17 protein-coding genes are annotated in these 17,409 nt (G+C 42.6%); 10 read left to right on the forward strand and 7 right to left on the reverse strand.

Going from position 1 to position 17,409, the window contains the following annotated elements; genetic code table 11:
• Positions 1-86: 86 nt before the first annotated feature.
• Positions 87-2,441: a response regulator gene (locus AX660_RS13310; RefSeq protein WP_068377739.1), complete on the reverse strand. Its 2,355-nt coding sequence runs from the start codon at positions 2,439-2,441 to the stop codon at positions 87-89.
• Complete coding sequence (locus AX660_RS13315; RefSeq protein ID WP_068377740.1) at positions 2,438-3,469, reverse strand: ABC transporter substrate-binding protein; 1,032 nt, start codon at positions 3,467-3,469, stop codon at positions 2,438-2,440. Before AX660_RS13315 ends, AX660_RS13310 begins: the two co-directional genes overlap by 4 nt.
• Before the next feature lie 388 nt (positions 3,470-3,857).
• Between AX660_RS13315 and AX660_RS13320 the strand changes: the two genes are divergently transcribed.
• From AX660_RS13320 to AX660_RS13355, 8 genes are all read left to right on the forward strand, one after another.
• Positions 3,858-4,721 (forward strand): hypothetical protein, encoded by an 864-nt coding sequence (locus AX660_RS13320; protein ID WP_068377742.1) that lies wholly within the window; start codon positions 3,858-3,860, stop codon positions 4,719-4,721.
• A 140-nt stretch (positions 4,722-4,861) separates the two neighbouring features.
• A complete protein-coding gene (locus tag AX660_RS13325; RefSeq protein WP_235594748.1) occupies positions 4,862-5,950 on the forward strand; it encodes a helix-turn-helix domain-containing protein in 1,089 nt (362 codons plus the stop codon).
• Between the two features lie 72 nt (positions 5,951-6,022).
• Positions 6,023-6,694 carry a response regulator transcription factor gene (locus AX660_RS13330; RefSeq protein ID WP_068377747.1) on the forward strand — a complete coding sequence of 224 codons (672 nt, stop codon included), beginning with the start codon at positions 6,023-6,025 and terminating at the stop codon, positions 6,692-6,694.
• Positions 6,695-7,900: a sensor histidine kinase gene (locus AX660_RS13335; protein WP_068377749.1), complete on the forward strand. Its 1,206-nt coding sequence runs from the start codon at positions 6,695-6,697 to the stop codon at positions 7,898-7,900.
• 82 nt (positions 7,901-7,982) lie between these two features.
• Positions 7,983-9,065, forward strand: a complete 1,083-nt coding sequence (locus AX660_RS13340) for a type 1 glutamine amidotransferase domain-containing protein (protein WP_068377750.1) — start codon at positions 7,983-7,985, stop codon at positions 9,063-9,065.
• 191 nt (positions 9,066-9,256) lie between these two features.
• Positions 9,257-9,505, forward strand: a complete 249-nt coding sequence (locus tag AX660_RS13345) for a DUF3297 family protein (RefSeq protein WP_068377752.1) — start codon at positions 9,257-9,259, stop codon at positions 9,503-9,505.
• 211 nt (positions 9,506-9,716) lie between these two features.
• Entirely contained in the window at positions 9,717-10,211 is a 495-nt protein-coding gene (locus AX660_RS13350; RefSeq protein ID WP_068377754.1) for a GNAT family N-acetyltransferase, read from the forward strand.
• A gap of 30 nt (positions 10,212-10,241) precedes the next feature.
• Positions 10,242-10,679, forward strand: coding sequence for a RidA family protein (locus tag AX660_RS13355; RefSeq protein WP_082768904.1), 438 nt, complete (start codon positions 10,242-10,244; stop codon positions 10,677-10,679).
• 22 nt (positions 10,680-10,701) lie between these two features.
• Here AX660_RS13355 and AX660_RS13360 read toward each other — a convergent pair whose 3' ends face one another.
• The 4 genes from AX660_RS13360 to sodB form a co-directional block, all read right to left on the reverse strand.
• Positions 10,702-11,868, reverse strand: a complete 1,167-nt coding sequence (locus AX660_RS13360; protein WP_201027446.1) for a dipeptidase — start codon at positions 11,866-11,868, stop codon at positions 10,702-10,704.
• Complete coding sequence (locus tag AX660_RS13365) at positions 11,858-13,285, reverse strand: amidohydrolase family protein (protein ID WP_157884338.1); 1,428 nt, start codon at positions 13,283-13,285, stop codon at positions 11,858-11,860. Before AX660_RS13365 ends, AX660_RS13360 begins: the two co-directional genes overlap by 11 nt.
• A 252-nt stretch (positions 13,286-13,537) precedes the next feature.
• Positions 13,538-13,864, reverse strand: a complete 327-nt coding sequence (locus AX660_RS13370) for a VF530 family protein (RefSeq protein WP_068377940.1) — start codon at positions 13,862-13,864, stop codon at positions 13,538-13,540.
• 138 nt (positions 13,865-14,002) lie between these two features.
• A complete protein-coding gene (gene sodB / locus AX660_RS13375; protein WP_068377756.1) occupies positions 14,003-14,584 on the reverse strand; it encodes a superoxide dismutase [Fe] in 582 nt (193 codons plus the stop codon).
• A 335-nt stretch (positions 14,585-14,919) separates the two neighbouring features.
• On the opposite strand from sodB, the gene AX660_RS13380 reads away from it, so the two are divergent.
• Complete coding sequence (locus AX660_RS13380; protein ID WP_068377759.1) at positions 14,920-15,258, forward strand: Grx4 family monothiol glutaredoxin; 339 nt, start codon at positions 14,920-14,922, stop codon at positions 15,256-15,258.
• Between the two features lie 83 nt (positions 15,259-15,341).
• On the opposite strand, the gene AX660_RS13385 is transcribed toward AX660_RS13380, so the two are convergent.
• The gene (locus AX660_RS13385) at positions 15,342-16,106 is read right to left on the reverse strand and encodes a hypothetical protein (protein WP_068377761.1); all 765 of its coding nucleotides are present in this window, start codon (positions 16,104-16,106) and stop codon (positions 15,342-15,344) included.
• 311 nt (positions 16,107-16,417) lie between these two features.
• On the opposite strand from AX660_RS13385, the gene AX660_RS13390 reads away from it, so the two are divergent.
• Positions 16,418-17,347, forward strand: coding sequence for a GGDEF domain-containing response regulator (locus AX660_RS13390; RefSeq protein WP_068377763.1), 930 nt, complete (start codon positions 16,418-16,420; stop codon positions 17,345-17,347).
• The last annotated feature ends 62 nt before the right edge of the window (positions 17,348-17,409 follow it).

Here is a 17,409-nt window from a genome sequence, read left to right on the forward strand (position 1 = left end):
ATGTTTAGGTTTAAGCATAACTGTCAGGTCAATTAAGCCATGTCAGCATCGGTAGCGTGGTGTCGAATTACCAGCCTATAGTATTTTTATAGTTTTCCATGTTCGCCTTTTATCGGCTTATCCCGTTGCTCCAACAGGGCCATAATCGTCGATAACTCAGTAGGTTTGGTCAAGTGATAATCAAAGCCCGCATCCTTAGACTTAGTGCGGTCACTATCCGCGCCCCATCCGGTCAAGGCGATTAGAGTAGTATTTATCAGAGTGGGGATTTTTCGAATTGCTTGGGCAGTCTCGAAACCATTCATAACAGGCATGCCAATATCGAGAAAAACAACGTCTGGTGTGAGTGTTGTTGCCACTTCCAGCCCCTTTTTACCGTCAAGTGCAACTTGCACTGTATGACCACTCGCTTCGAGGAGCATGGCCAAGCAGGTGGCTGCTTCTTCATTATCATCCACCACTAAAATGCTTAGTGGTTTAGCGTTATCCTTGGCAGTTTTGTCGGTTTGATTAGATATTTTGGCGTCGAGATCGTCCTCAACCATGGAACGAACTTTCTCTACAAAACTTGCCATCAAAAAAGGCTTTGTCATGATTTGCGTACCGGACTCCAGCATGTCGTGGTTAGCCATCGTATTTTGCGCATAACCAGTAATAAATAGCACCTTGAGATCCGGTCGTTTCATGCGCGCGGCATCAGCCAGTTGACGACCGTTCATTCCATTGGGAAGGCCTATATCGGTGACTAACAAATTAAATTCTTCGCTTGCTTGCAAAAACTTCATTGCATTGGGACCATCCTCGGCTTCAAGCACCTGATAGCCGAGTTCACGGATCATTTCAACCACCAAGGAGCGCAACTCCAACTCATCGTCTACCACTAACACCCTTGCTTGCCTTGTTGTGTCTGCTAGTGGAAGGGCGCTAGGGGATTCAAGGACAGTTGCTACTTTTTTGCCAGCCTGCAAAGCAGGCTTAAAACGTGGCAAATACAACAACACGGTGGTACCTGCCCCCGGTGCTGAACGAATGCGAACATGTCCTTCGGACTGCTTGATAAAGCCATAGATCATCGATAAACCAAGTCCTGTGCCTTGGCCGGTTGGCTTTGTAGTGAAAAATGGATCGAATGCCCGTGCCATTATTTGTTCTGGCATACCACTACCGGTATCGATTATTCGTAAACAGACATACTCACCAGGCTCAATCTCTTCTGACAGACCGGTTTTTTCATCTATGACGATGTTAGCGGTTTCAATCGTCAGTGTTCCACCATCGGGCATGGCGTCACGACTGTTGATGACGAGGTTTAATAAGGCATTTTCCAATTGATGCATGTCGGACAAGATATGCCACACCCTATTTTCCTGATTAAAAACCAAATTGATTTGTGGTCCTACGGATTGCTCAATTAATGGCATCATCGATGTCGCTAACACGTTGACATCGGTTAATTTGGGATCAAGTGCTTGCTGGCGCGAAAAAGCCAACAGACGATGGGTAAGTGATGCTGCGCGATCGGTCAAAGACAAAGTCGAGTCGATGTGGTGGCCGATTTCTTGGGTGCGATTTTGTGTAATGCGCATGCGCATGATTTCAAGATTGCCTTGCATGCCAGCCAAAATATTATTGAAATCATGGGCAATACCCCCAGTCAGTTGACCTATCGCTTCCATTTTTTGCGCTTGGCGCAGTTTTTCATGGGTGTTTTTTAACTCGGAAGTCACATTTTGTAGGCGGGCCGCCATGGTATTTAAGGCCTCTGACAGAACACCTATTTCATTGTTTGGTGCTTCTTCGATACGATGCCCCAAGTCTCCATATCCAAACGCTTCGGTTGCTTCTACCAGTTTTTGTAGTGGCAACGATAGATTGCGCCTTACTACATATAAGGCCGCGAGAAATATACAGGTCAGTAAGGCAAGTGCCAGTACACTAAACATCACGGCACGTCGCACGTAATGTTGATCGGCTTGCAGCGTGTTTTGCCGAACGAGGGCAACTTCACCTAGCTGCTCTTCGTACATAATGAACAATCGGTCGATTAACATTTGCTGCTGCAGACGCTGACCTTCATCGTTACCGGGTATGCCTAATTGTTGCAACTGTAAAAACAGCTTACCTATCACACTATGGCGAGTACGCAGTGACGCTATTTCTTGTGGTGGTGCGACATCGCTGGGTTTGATGTTTTGTAAGGCTGCCAATATGGCGGTGTTTCGGGCGTGCCATTGTCGCAGTGGACGCGCGCTGAAATATTTCAGGTATTCGTCGGTACGAATTTGTAATTCGGCAGTACCGCTCACGACGGCATACAGTTGTTGACGCTGTTCGTTTGAATCTTGTAGTGCTGAGTAGGCAAAAAATACTGAGCCTGACAGAATGACAAACGCCGCTCCCGCTGCAAATAAAGTGAGTTGAACTGATGTTGTGATCTTCATCTGGTAATTCTGACCGCAGAAGGTTTGACCGACTGCAGAGCGGAAAACGATAGGTAGTCGAGAAAGTCCGGCAATGGCGCCACAGGTGTTAGCTCACCACTAGGTACATTACCATGTGAGCGAATCCATAATAACTCCCGCTCCAGAGTTGTGATTAGCGCTTGGGGTAGTTGAACGTCGAAAGTATATTGTTCCCATGATTCATCCAAATCGGCACGGGACATTTCCATCTCTTGTGCCAATATGTCGAGGCTAGCCTCGTGATTTTCGCCAATGAGTGTCAGGGCATCGAGTAAGGCGAGTAATAGTTTTTCAGCTACTCGTGGTCGCGTAATCGGAAAGTTCTGATTGGAAGTGAGAGTCCAGTGCGTCGTATGGAGTGAAGGCGCAAATACGATACCAGACTCTCCAAGCGCTTGCGCCGCGCGCTTGTCCCAAGGTGCAAATAGCGCGACCGCATCCACATCGCCGCTGAGGAGTGCGCTTTGGCTATCTTGTATAGTGATACTTTTCATATGGACTTTGTTACGGGCTAAATTTGCGTTGGTTAACAAGGCCTCCAAATAAAACTGTGCACTAGTACCTGGTAAAAAACCAATGGTTTTGTCTTGCAGATCAGCAGGTTGTGAGATGCCGCGATCCCGTCGTGCCACCACGGAATGCTCGTAATTGCTTTTCGCAATAACTGCGAGGATACGCGGCTGAGCGCTTCTGGTTACTATATACGCCAGTGGTAGTGTGGCAACAGCAGCGATATCGGCTTTGCCTGCCAATGTCATCTCGAGAGCTTCCTTGCCCGTCGCGGTTATTTCTAGTTGGACCTCAAGTCCGTGTTTTGCAAATAAATTATTATGTTTGGCTAAAATTACTAAGCTTGAAAACGGGATCCGTGGTGTTGCTAGTACCAGTTTTTCGAGGGGCAATGGCTCCGCTCTAGAATATAAATGTCCTTTAAAAAAGTATAAAGTCGCGGTCGCTGCACCAATGAGTAAGGATGCAAGCAAATAAAAGCGAATGCCAAAATGCATCTATCTTTCCTTAATGAGAATACAAAGAATAACAGCGTAGAGAGTCGAAAGAATAAACGCTAAGTCCGCGCTAAGCAATCAGCTGCAATGTGCCCAGTCAACGTGCGGCAAAATTGCCTATAGGAATTACCTCTACTCCCTCATTGCGCATTGAGAAAAAAGTATAAGTAGTAAATGCCTTTCTTCTATTTTCAACAGACACGACTTAAGTTGTAAAAAACATCATAGCGAATGTAACGCTTTAGCTGAGAGGCTTACCGCACCACAAAATGGCGTGAATATACGCTGAATTTGTCATTTTCGACAGAGATTTACAGGATTCGACTTCTTTTGATGCAAGCTTTGTCCGCAGCTTATATTGAGCGCAGCTAAACAAGGAACATTAATCATGCAATCGTACAATTTATTATTGAACAAAATATTAATCATCATCGTTATCCTAATTGGAGGTCTGTTTACCCATATCGCTATCGCCGATCCGAGTCATGCTAAAGCAAACGCTTCAAAGTCACATTTGGCCCGCGAGTTAATAGGCGGAAAATTAGTGTTGCAAATAGAAACAGTGAGTGGCACCGATATCAGTGATGTTCCGAATAAAGGTGTTGTGGTTCAGCATTACATCGATAAAAACAAGCTGACTTATTCAGGAGTAGGGGACGAACGTTTTTTAACAGGAGCCGCTAATTATTCGGTTAAGGACGTAAGTCACAATAAAGTTAAAGAAGTATCAGTGGACCACGCAACAGGGCAAAAGAGCCAAACGACTTACCATTTTAGTGACCCGACTCAAGGTGAATGGAAACGTCGTTTTGACAACAGTGATACCATCATCAGTGGCCATTTTAGTTTTACGCATAAAACGTCGCTGCTGCTGGAACCCTTGGTGCCTAAAGTTCAGGGTGGTAAAACGCTGGTATTAACGGTATTGCATTCAACCAGTAAGGTTTTACCTACTGGCACTTATCCCGCTGCTGGTGCGGTTATATTGCAGTTTTATTTAGCTGATGGTACCTATACCGCCAAGGGTTATGGTCCGGGCACTGTCGATCATTTTGGCAGCTATAAAACCACAATGGTAGCGCCTAAGGTGCAGGTGGAGCAGACCTTACAGACTATTCCAGAGCTTAATTATATTGCACCCTATACCCTGATATATCACTATGAGACTGCTTTTTCTGGTACTTGGTACCAAAGTTTTGCAGACGGTTTGATTGTATTTTCCGGTACCTTTAGCAGCTTTGATAGTGAATAGTTTGTTGGCAATATAAAAGCACATTGCACTTTGCTTTATTTACAGTGGTTTAATTGAGATGGTTTAAGCGAGATTCGAATTTGCTTAAGCCAATTAGGCATAAATATAGGGTTGTTCATGGAGTGGTTTGTTTGGGTGCTGTGATAGAGGAATTACTCAAAGTTTGGTTTATATTTTCAGCGAGCATTGGATTGTGGACCTTTTCCAACCTGCTGTTTATGAAAAATGCGAATCGCAGAAGCAATGCCATATTAATTATATTTGTTGCAGTGTTATTAGTACCTTCAATCAATGCTTATATCCAATTAACTCAACGTGAGCCCTTTAGCGCATTGCAAATAGTGAGTCAGAATTTAACCTGGTTATATGGCCCCTTGTTATATTTGTTAGTTAAAAAAACCTTATTGCATCCTTTGCATTGGCCTGCTGTGTGTTTGCATTTGAGCCCGAGTTTATTTATTAATATTGATAAGCAGTTTGGGGCGATACTGACAGATCAATCCCTGACTTTTTATAGTCTATTGTTTGCCTACACACTGTTTTACATCGGCATAACTATTCGTTTGATTTATGTTGAAAAAACGCGTTTTTCACGCCTACTTAGTGGCCATCAAAATTCCCGCTATTTTTGGCTACTCTTTATTAGTTTTGGTTTTTTTGCTCTCATTGTGCTCGATGTCAGTATTATTTTAATGTTTTACAATAATAGCTTTCCTGACCTACGTATAGCGGCATTTATCGCTTGTTGTATCAATGTTTACGTTTGTATTATTGCTTTGTTTACCGTACATCAACCGCAAATTTTTCAGTGTTCGCCCGCCTCTTTGAGTAAAGAAAATGAAGACGACCTTAAAATGCCTAGAAACGTTGAACTTAGCTCTGAGGCGGCGCAACAATTAAATGCGCAATTGGCAGAGTTAGTCGTATCCCATCAACCCCATCTAGATGATGATATTTCCCTTAGCAAATTGGCTGCCTTATTAGGCGTTACTAGAAATCAACTTTCTGAGTTGTTTAACGTACACAACGCCACGACTTTTTATGATTTTTTAAATGAATTACGCTATCAAGAATCACTTAGTTTACTCACACAAGGTGGAGCCGAAAATTCTATTGGCGACATTGCCTATCAAGCTGGCTTTAACAACAGAAATACCTTTTATAAAGTGTTTAAGGACAAAAAGGGCATTACACCTGCCGAGTTTAGAAAACACCAACGTCATGGATGACATGCGGTATTTCACCGATATTTCACTTGGGTTAAGCTAGTCTTATGCGGTTCTGTCATATTTGATAACTACATGAATATTTTATTGGTTGAAGATAATCACACAATAGCCCGTCAATTGGCTGAGTTTTTGAACCTTCACACTTGGCAGGTCGAACATGCCCACTGTGGCAAACAGGCTATCCAGTGGGCACAGGACAATTTATATGATGTGGTGTTATTAGATCTCAATTTACCCGATATGGATGGTTTACAAGTCTGTGAAACCATCAAGCAACTAGCGCCTAATAATCCACCCATATTAATGTTAACCGCCAGAGACAGTTTTGCAGACAAAGTGCGTGGTTTTAACCAAGGTGCAGATGACTATCTGACTAAACCCTTTGATTTACGTGAAGTGGTCCTGCGTTGTGAAGCTTTGGCACGCCGTCATACCTTACATCGCCAAGCGAAAATGAGTTTAGGAGAGCTGACTTTGGATAACAACCAGCAGCAAGTCACTCGTCAACAGCGTGAAATTAAACTGACGCAGATTGGTTTTAAGATCCTCCATGAACTGATGTTGGTGCATCCTGCGGCTCTTTCAAAAAGGATGTTGAGCCATAAGATATGGCAAGACAATCCGCCGCAGACTGAGGCCTTAAAATCACATATTTATGCTTTGCGTAACGCCTTAGATAAACCCTTTGAACATAAAATGTTATTGACGGTAGCCAATGTAGGTTATCGCTTGGATATCGGATAGATGCCAGTTAAACATCCCTTAAGACGCAGAACCATATTGTTGTTTGTCGGCTTTACGATGTTGCTTGGCGCACTTTTTACTGCTGGAAGTTTTGTTATTGCCTATGTCATTGAAGATGAACTGATTGACCGTTTGTTGATGCAAGAGATTAGCTATCTGCAACAGGCCGATAATGCCAGTATGTTTCCTCGCTACCCGTATTTTTCAGTTCATCAGAGTGTAAATACAATGCCCTCAAACATTGTTGAGGCCTTGCAATTGCGCCCCAATATACAAGAAATATTCACCGCTGATCAAAGCCATTACCATCTTCGCCAATTTCTGTTGGCTGACAAACCTTCTTATTTATTGGCTGAAGTGAGTAGTTTGCTGACGGTAAGTCAGCATCGTGGGCAAATTAGCATGCTCATGTTGTATATCAGTTTGTTTGCTATTGCTTTAGCGGCATGGATTGCCTTTAAAATTGCTAATTATACCAGTCGGCCTTTGGTTAGGCTCACTGATGAGCTTGCCAAATATCCTCACACCCACAGTCAGATAACATTGTCTGCTGCCACACAAAATAACGAAATTGGTTATTTGGCTAATGCCATTCAAAGCACGATGAATGAGTTGAGTTTTGCATTACAGCGTGAAACCGAATTTACCCGTGATGTCAGTCATGAACTACGCACACCTATGACGGTCATCAATAACCTGCTGCAGTTAGCTCACCATCGAGGCTGGCAAGCAGGGGATAACGTCGAACTACAACAACAATTGCAATTGATGCAACAAGTAGTTGATGTATTGTTGACCTTGGCTCGTCAACAACATGTCAAGTGTGAAAGACTTTTACTTCTTCCCATCATTGAAGATGCGGTTTTAGAGCAACTTCCGTTGTTAGAGGCAGCTGAAATTCAAGCACAAATTGTGTTGCCAGAAACCCTCGCCGTACAAGGCAACGCTCAGTTAGTAAGATTATTACTTAAAGTGTTGTTGGAAAATTCCGCTCAACATGGTGTTAAGGGCGATGTGGTATTTCGATACAGCAACCCGCAACTCCATATTGAAAACTCCCATGTTGGCAACAATCGGTTGCGTGAAGGAATAGGCTTACGTCTTGCTGAAAAAATCGCAAGTAGCATGGGCTGGCAGCTGCATGCAAACAACACTGAAAATAATTTTTTGATTATCATTACTTTCGAAACACTCGGCGCAATTTAAATCACTTAAATCCCCAAATTTCACCTGCTCTTCACCGCTAGCACACTAAGCTACTCCCGAATTAATTTGGGAGTACAAGCTTATGTGGAAAAAAGTATTGTGGACAATTTTGTTGGTGGTAATCGTTATCATTGGTTCAGGCTATTGGTTTTTTGGCTTAGTTGAAAAACACCCAGATATTGCTGCCTTAAAAGCCACACAGCCTGACCAGCTTGAATATCTAAAACATGCTGTTGATATTAAACGCGGGCGCATTTTAATCGTGGTCACCAGTACCAACAAAATGGGTGATACGGACAAATATACCGGCTATGAGCTCACAGAATTATCTCGAGCTTATTATATCTTTGAGGTTAATGGTTTTGCGGTTGATATCGCCAGTCCCTTAGGGGGCCGTCCCCCTGTTGTTATCGACAATGATGACATGGGCGAATTGGATTATGCCTTTTTAAACGATGAACTGGCGCAAAACAAAGTTCGTCACTCATTGGCATTGAGCACAGTTGATCCTGATAATTATGCTGCGGTGTACTTTGTGGGTGGTAAAGGTGCCATGTTTGACTTTCCTGATAATCAGGCGATTCAGCAGTTGGTGCAGAATTATGCTGAGCAAGGCAAAGTGATAGGTGCAGTCTGCCATGGTCCGGCAGCCTTGGTAAATGTGAGTCTCAGTAATGGTGCACCGATGTTACAAGGCAGGGAAGTGGTGAGTTTTACCAATGCGGAAGAGCTTTTTTTGATCCCCGAGGCAGCAACGATTTTTCCTTTTTTACTCGAGAGTAAGTTACAACAACAAGGAGCAAGGTTTAGCGGCGGGCCAAATTATCTAGAACAAGTTGTAGTCGATAACAAGCTCGTCACCGGGCAAAACCCTTGGTCGGTATGGTTGCTTGCTGAGTCGATGATCCAAGCCTTAGGTTATGAGCCAGTGCTGCGTCAACTCGACAGGCAAGAACACTCGGTAAAACTACTGCAGATTTATCATGATTATGGTTTTGAGATGGCCGCCACAGAGCTAAACCTTATGCTCAATTCGGCTAAACAATATCCCGATCGTAATTTGATATTAATGCATGGCATTGTTGGTGTTATGCAAGGTGATTTTGGTAAAGCCATCGATCTCGTGCGCTTAGCCCATAGGGTTAAAAATTGGTCTAGCAGTTAATATTCATTTGTTAGCGGTTTGAAGAAAGAGTAACGGGCTCTTTCGGATGTGAGACATAGACGTCATGGATGACGTAAGCGCAGCGCATGCCCTGTCGCGAAGCGATAAGCGCACACAGCGCATTGCGAGCTTGAGCGCCGCGTCTATATTGTCTAAACTGTCGCACTTTTTATTTAATCTAGGTCACCAATATGAACGACACAACAACTCCGCCGGCTTTACCTGATCGCCTTTCAAATAATCCTCGCAGTAAATTTTATGTGGAAGAAATTTTAGAACTTAACGTGGGTATTCGTTTAAATGGCAAAGAGCGTACTAATGTTGAGGAATATTGTATCAGTGAAGGTTGGGTGAAAATCGCATCACCTAAGGCTTTGGATCGTAAAGGCCAACCTTTATTAATGACCTTTAAAGGTGTTGTTGAAGCGTTTTATAAATAAATTTCTAGCCAAAGGGCTTGTACCTATTGGTTTATTAAACCCACTTTGGTTAAGGCCCTAGTGGGTTTTTTTTAAGAAAAAGTAACCTTATAGGTGAGTTATCTCAAATCAAACCGTACAAGCTGTATAGATATTACAAAGCAGATTTATGCTGGGATCGGCTAGCAACTTGCTGGTAAGCTAGCTTTAAATTGTAAAAAAAGAATGTCAAATGAGCATAGAAATAGTCATTGCAGATTATGCTAATGAGCAACATAAAACCGCTATACCCGCGTTACTGAATGCTTATGCGTCTGATCCTATGGGCGGCGGTAAACCATTAACTGAGCATGTAAGACGTAATTTAGTGAATGAGCTGGCTAAAATACCCCATGCTTTTTCGGTCTTAGCTTTTGTTGATGGTGAACCTGCAGGCCTGACAAATTGTTTTGCAGCCTTTTCGACTTTTGCCTGTAAACCTTTGATTAATATTCACGATCTTATGGTGTTGCAAAACTATCGGGGCTTGGGGCTGAGTCAGCTGATGCTGGCTAAAGTAGAAGAAATCGCCCGAGCTAAGGACTGTTGCAAGGTTACCCTTGAAGTGCTGAGTAACAACGCCATCGCTAAATCTGCTTATCTTAAGTATGGTTTTTCCGGCTATGAGTTAGATCCTCAGGCTGGCAACGCTGTGTTTTGGCAAAAATCGTTAAACTCAACAAATTGAATCCTACGTTTTAATTAAGCAGAGAAAATCATGAATTACATCATTAAATTAGGCTGTGTACTGATTTTGGCTTTTAGCACATTAAATGTGTTGGCAGAGGGCGTGACTTTTTATCCTCACTCTAATCCTAACTTACCTTTTTCTACCGCGACTCAGGTGGGCAATATAGTGTATTTATCGGGCCAGATAGGTGACAAAGATGGCATGTTATCCAGCGATATGGCTACCCAGGCCCATCAAGTTATGCTTAATATTCAAGCCGCCACCAAGGCTACTGGTGTGACGATGGCAGATATTTTTAAGTGTACAGTTATGATTGATGATATGGCGCAGTGGAAGGCTTTTAGCGATATCTATATCACTTACTTTGATAAAACCACATTGCCCGCACGCAGTGCTTTTGGCGCAGATGGACTGGCAATGAATGCCATGTTTGAAGTGGAGTGTATGGCGTATAAAGCGCAATAGTAAAATTAATAACGCTTAAGCTTTACCAAAGACGCTGGGTAAATGCATAAAAGTTTTTACCCAGAATGCCGTCAATTTGTCTGGTAGTGAGTTTGACCTTACTTAATAAGTCAACGAGTTTGGCAAACTGTTCAGGACCACGCAAATCTTCAATAAAGGGCAGGGTGTTTGGCCCTTCACCCTTAGCTGCTATGCCTGCAGCCACTCGTTCGGCGTTTTCTTTTTTAAGAGCCTGTTTGTATTTGTCCAAGTCGTCATAACTTGTCACGCCACCATCAGTGCCTATGCCCACATGTTCACTGCCACACACCTTGACCGCATGTACGATATGACGCACTACATCATCGGCTGTGGCATTAGGCTTAGTGCTTAAAAAAGGCATAAAATAAATGCCGACAAAACCACCTTTTTCAGCAATTAAACGTAACTCTTGGTCGCTTTTATTACGGGGTAAATCCACCAGAGCACGGCAACCGGTATGACTTATGGCAATGGGTTGCTCTGAGATGTTAATGGCATCTAAACATGTTTTTTCGCCACTGTGGGACAAATCGATAATAACCTTGTGTTGGTTCATTTGTTTAACGATGTCTCTGCCAAAAGCGGTCAATCCTGAGTCTTGTGGTTCCATACAACCACTGCCGAGTTGATTTTGACGATTATAAGTAAGCTGCATAATTCGTACGCCCAAATCGCTGAACAGTTTAACGCGCTCCACTTTGTCGCCCAACATGGCACAGTTTTGAAAACCGTACATGATGCCCACCTTGTTTTGCTGCTGGGCCAACAACAAGTCATTAGCGTTAAATACTTTAAGTAAATCTTGTGGATACTGGCGAATTATTCTGTCCCAAGTGGCTATCTCGCTAACACTGTGTTCAAAGGGCTCATATGGCCCTGCCACATAACCTAAGGTTAAATTAATGGCGGTGAGTCCAGACTTTCTGGCATCGTCAAATGCCCGTTGGTCAAGCTTAATGCTAGCTGGAGTATGAGGGATATCGGCTAAATTAGGATTTTCAATGCCACCCAAGGTATTGATAATCATGGGTTTACTTAATTTTTTCTGAGTTGAGTTGGATGTAGCTTGCGCAGATTTAGCTAACAGCGCACTGGCTCCCAGTGCTGCTGCACCCCCCAAGCACTGACGACGGCTAATATTGATGCCCATTAGCGGTTTATTGTTCATCGGGCATTTCCAGCTCAGTAATGTTTGGCATGTCCTGGGGTTTAAGCATAAAGCCGCGTTTTACCGTCATATACTGATCTCTGAGCTTGCTGATATCTGCGCTGGGATCGGCATTTAAAATCAACATATTGGCCAGTTTACCTGCAGTTATACTACCAATGTTGTCTTGCTGTTTAAGTATATAAGCGCCGTTTAGGGTGGCTGCTTGAATGACAGCTAAAGGCGACAACTTAGTATGTTTAGCCAACAGTTCCAATTCATCAAACAGGGCAGGGAAAGCCGAGCTACGTGGCATGATATGGTCGGTGCCTGTGGCTATCTTCACGCCTTTATTGATGGCTTGTTGGGTGAGTGTTGCCGCAAGTGACAAGGAGCAATGGGGTTTGGGGCTCATCTGTGGATTAGCGGCGAGACGCTGATCATATTGTTGATAAACGGTGAGGGTGGCATCCAAATAAATGTTTTGTTGTTGCATCGAAGCAAACAACGTTTCCATTAAATGATTATCGCCAGTTTGTAGTAGGGCAGCGTTGACCGGAAAACGGTTTTTGTAAGTTAAAGGTTTGGGATCAGAAGCCTGATAAGCCAAATAACAAGTATGAGAAATTACATCGACACCCGCTGCCACCACATCTTTAGGTTCAGTCGGAAATACCATGCCATGAGCCCAAATTGCCATGCCTTGTTGATGTGCCGCTTGGGTAATTTTGCTGAGAAGTTCTGGTTTTAAGTTATCGTAGAGTTTAATCGCCATGGCACCACTGCCCTTGGCTTTGGCGATGGCAATAGTTAAATCTGTTTCATCGCTAATGGCCTGCATCCAAGGGCCAGTACCGGGTTTGATGCCGCCGTTGGCGGCGATAGTACGAGGATCATTAAAAAAGTCCGGGCCGGCAAATAAAGCGGCTGAATAAATATCTGGAGCGGCTATCTCGCCTGCGATGGATGCTCTGGCATATTCGGTAATAGGGCGTAAATCATCGGCCATAATACGAATGCCTGTAATGCCGTGATAGGCCTGTCGGCGCATTGTCGCTTTGGCAAACAAGTCATTAGGCGGTGTGGCTAAGTGCACGTGGCTATCTATTAATCCGGGCAGCAGATATTTGTCACTGAGGTTGATCACTTGCGCCGATTTTAATTCATTGGCAGAGATTTGATTGGCAGGTTTTAGAGCTTGAATTTTATCGCCAGTCACAATAACCGACATTTTTGCTGTAAAGGCTTGGCCATTTTCATCGAGGACGTTGGCATTATGATAAATGACGATGTTGTCATCAGCTTTAACCGCAAAAGGGGTGACATTGCCTTCTTGGGCTGTTAGCGAAGTACTGGCTAAGCTACAACAAAACAAAAAAAGCCAATTGCGGCAAATTAACTTGGCGGCTGAATGACAGGCTCTAGGTTTTGTTGGCATGTTATTGTTTCCTATTATTTTTTGACATGATAAACACCCACTATTTTCTAACAGGTTTTGCCACAGAGTTACAATAAAATCGCTAATATATCGCGGTGTAAAAACAAAAATTTCTGGGCAAAAAAACATTTTAGCTAAATGAACGACATTATTAATGTCGGGCAGGGAATTTAAAACACGCAGGTGTTAACTTAGGAAATTGCCCAAGAGCAAAGGGCTTGTATCGATGAGTCAATTCGCTGAATTTGACACTCATTTTTTATTCGGTTCTGGCCACACAAATTCATTTGTCGCTGGACTATCGTTGTTTGGAGCCTCTTGAGTTGTGGGACGTTTAGTTGTCGTTGGGGCATTGGGCTGTTTAGCAATTTTAGCTAAATAAAGTTGCTCAACTTGTTCGCGTGCCCATGGGGTTTTACGTAAAAACGTTAAACTGGATTTGACGGAGGGATCACTACTAAAACAATTGATTTTGACTGCCTTGGCCATCTTTTCCCAACCGAGCTTTTCAACTAAGTCTTCGAGTATTTTCTGTAATGTGACTGCATGCAGGGGATTGTTGTTTTGTGTTGTACTCATATTGCTGCCCTGAATTGAAATGGTGTTTGGCATTATAGCGTTTTTTGCCCAGCTAATTGCTAAAACATTTTAGTGTTTTAAACATAACAGACATAAAAAAGCCCTGATTAACAGGGCTTTAGTTTATTGTACTAGATATTAAGCAAAGTTAGCTGAGGCAAATTCCCAGTTAACTAGTGCCCAAAAACCTTCAAGGTACTTAGGACGCATATTACGGTAATCAATGTAATAAGCATGTTCCCATAAATCTACTGTCAATAAAGGTGTTACACCTTTTTCAGTTAAAGGTGTGCCAGCGTTGCTAGTATTAACGATATCTAAAGAACCAGTAGCCGTTTTCACTAACCACGTCCAGCTAGAACCAAAGTTGTTAACCGCTTTATCGTTTAATGCTGCTTTGAAGTCTGCAAATGAGCCCCATTTAGCATTGATTGCTGCAGCTAGTGCACCAGTGGGTTCGCCACCGCCGTTTGGACTTAAGCAGTTCCAGTAAAACGTGTGGTTCCAAATTTGTGCTGCGTTATTAAATACGCCACCTTCAGAGGTTTTCACAATCTCTTCAAGGCTTTTGCTGGCCATATCTGTGCCTTCGACTAAGCCATTTAACTTGGCAACGTAGGTAGCATGATGTTTACCGTAGTGATATTCCAAGGTTTCAGCAGAGATGTGTGGTTCTAGTGCGTTTTTTTCATAAGGCAGCGCAGGTAGTTCAAAAGCCATGTTAATTCTCCATTTGGGTGTTGAGTAATGCGTAAAATCGTTTAACGCTAAATGCTAGACTTTTATTGCTAAGAGTAAAAGTACCAGCTGCTTATTAGTTATAAAAAAGTAATTAAAGCTTAAATCGAGCAATCTGTCTTATATGGCGACAGTGACAAATTATTCAAGACCGCTAAGACTACAAAATTGCAAGATTTGTCATACTAACTTGATGATGCCCTCCAACAACTTGTTTATTTTAGCTGATATAAATCTAAGCAGATGATTTCCAACCTTACTTGAAAAACGCTAAACTAGTACCCATTACTCCCGCATCCCATTATTGAGGCGAACTTATGGAAACTATTGAAAAAATCCAACAGCAAATTAAAGAAAACCCTATTTTATTGTATATGAAAGGCTCGCCTAAATTTCCTAGCTGCGGATTTTCAGCTCAGGCATCTCAAGCACTCATGTCTTGTGGTGAGCAATTTGCTTATGTTGATATCCTGCAAAACCCAGATATTCGTGCTGAATTACCTAAGTATGCAAATTGGCCAACCTTTCCACAGTTGTGGGTCGATGGTGAGTTAATTGGTGGTTGCGACATCATTTTAGAAATGGTGCAACAAGGTGAATTACAAGGCATAGTTAAAGAAACCGCAGAAAAATACGCAGCGCAAAACGCTGAATAGTTGTTTTGCTTAATCCCAAAATAAAAAAATAGAGCGATTACGCTCTATTTTTTTAACTGATGATTAGCTATTGGGGTAGACAATTAAGGCGTTGCTGGTACTGGGGTTGTTACCTTGCTTTGTGCCACACTCTTTTCTAAGGCTTTTAACTTGCTGTCTAAATCATCAACTTTGTTAGTCAGATTATTGTTACCCAACGCACTAGAAATTAATTTTTCCCGTAAGCTAGCCAGCTGTTGTTCGGTGTTTTGACTATTTTGTTTAATTTGATCCAGTGATTCTTGCAGTAGTTGAAAGCTCGTGGCGTAGTCGTTTAGCTGGCTGCTTGTATTGCTCAAAGCAGATTCTTGGCTGCTTAGTTTAGTGCTTAAGGTTTTAATACTATTTTCACTTGAGGATTTGAGTCCATTGACGGCTTTAGTGATGTCGGCAATATCGGATTGATTACGGCGCCAAGCAGAGGCCCATAATTTATCCATCTGCTCCCACAATTCTTCGGTTTTTTTACTTAGTTCAGTTACCTTAACTCCTAGGGCAACCGTTGACTGATCCATCTCTTCACCAGTAGCTGACAGGCGTTGTTCTAAATCACTAATGCGTTGTTGTGATGCCAACAGCAATTTATGCTGCGACATCGACCAATACGTCGCACCCGCCCCCAGTAAGGCCAATAGCAAAATAAACATAAACCACGATGGAGAACGTGATGAACTTTGTGGTGTATCGTCTTGGGCCTTGATTTTACTGGAGCTTGACTTAGTGGCCTGGGCCCGATTTCTTTGAAAAGACTCTAGATCATCTTTTTCTAAAGTGATTTTGGGCATGTCATCATTAGGTTGTATAGCCATGAATTTATTGATTTTCCTGTAATTACGGGCTTATGTCTGGAGCAACAAGGCGGTATTGAGTTTATTATGTTATACGATACCAAACAAAAGCTTAAATGTTATCTTGGAAATAAACGAACTCGTAGCGCTAAAGAGGGGAAATATCCAGGTGGATGAGTGCTAAATATCTGCAGAGTAAGGCAATTATCATCTTTTTATTTCCTGAACATGGTTAGTAATTTAGTGATTACGTTGGATTTTCCCGTGGATGATGCAACAATTAAGTCTATGTCTTTGTCTATCATATATTAGTAATTAACAGGATTTATTTAATGGATCACCTAAAGGCAAAATATGCCCGCTCATTATCTGAGGCTCGAATACTGATAGTGGATGATGAGCCAATAAATTGTGAAATTATGTCCCATGTACTGGGCGACTTATATAAGGTATCCAGTGTTAATTCGGGCGAAGCAGCGATTGAAGCATGCTTTACTCTTAGTCCTGACTTGATCCTGATGGACGTGATGATGGGGGGCATGAGTGGCATTCAAACTTGTCGCTTGATCAAAGATACCGAAGCCATTTCCCATATTCCCGTCATTTTTATTACTGCCGTACAACACGAGCATGAACAAAGTGAATGTTGGGATGCGGGTGGTGTGGATTTTGTGGCTAAACCAGTTAATGGTATAGAATTATGTAATAGAGTACGAGCCCACTTAACCCATAAATTTCAAACCGATTTGTTATTAAAACTCACCTATGTGGATAAATTAACAGGGGTCTATAACCGCCACTTTTTAGACGATATTATTCCCAAGCTCGAAAAACAAGCGCTACGTAGTCATACACCCGTTAGTATCCTAATGGTCGATATTGATTGGTTTAAACTTTATAACGACCACTTTGGCCATGTACAGGGTGATGTTTGTTTACGTGAGGTTGCCAATGCTATTTCTCAAGCACTGCACCGCTCAACTGATCAGTTAGCACGTTTTGGAGGAGAAGAATTCATTGCTTTACTGGCTGATACCGACCTTAAGGGAGCAATGCATGTTGCCAAAGCAATTATTGCCAAAATTGGCGACTGTAAAATTATCCATCCTAAGTCATCCTTTGGCCGTGTGACGGTGAGTATCGGCGTAGCTACATATACGACGAGTGATTCAATGACCTTAGACGACACGATTAAGTTAGCCGATAAACAGTTGTATTTAGCTAAAACACAAGGTCGAAATCAAGTCTGTGGTGTAAGTTAAAAATGCTCTCCCTAGGCTTCAAACTGTCGGTTAAACAATATAGTTCAGGTTTCATCCTGAAT

The sequence above is a fragment of the Paraglaciecola hydrolytica genome, from assembly GCF_001565895.1.
Classification (GTDB): Bacteria; Pseudomonadota; Gammaproteobacteria; order Enterobacterales; family Alteromonadaceae; genus Paraglaciecola; species Paraglaciecola hydrolytica.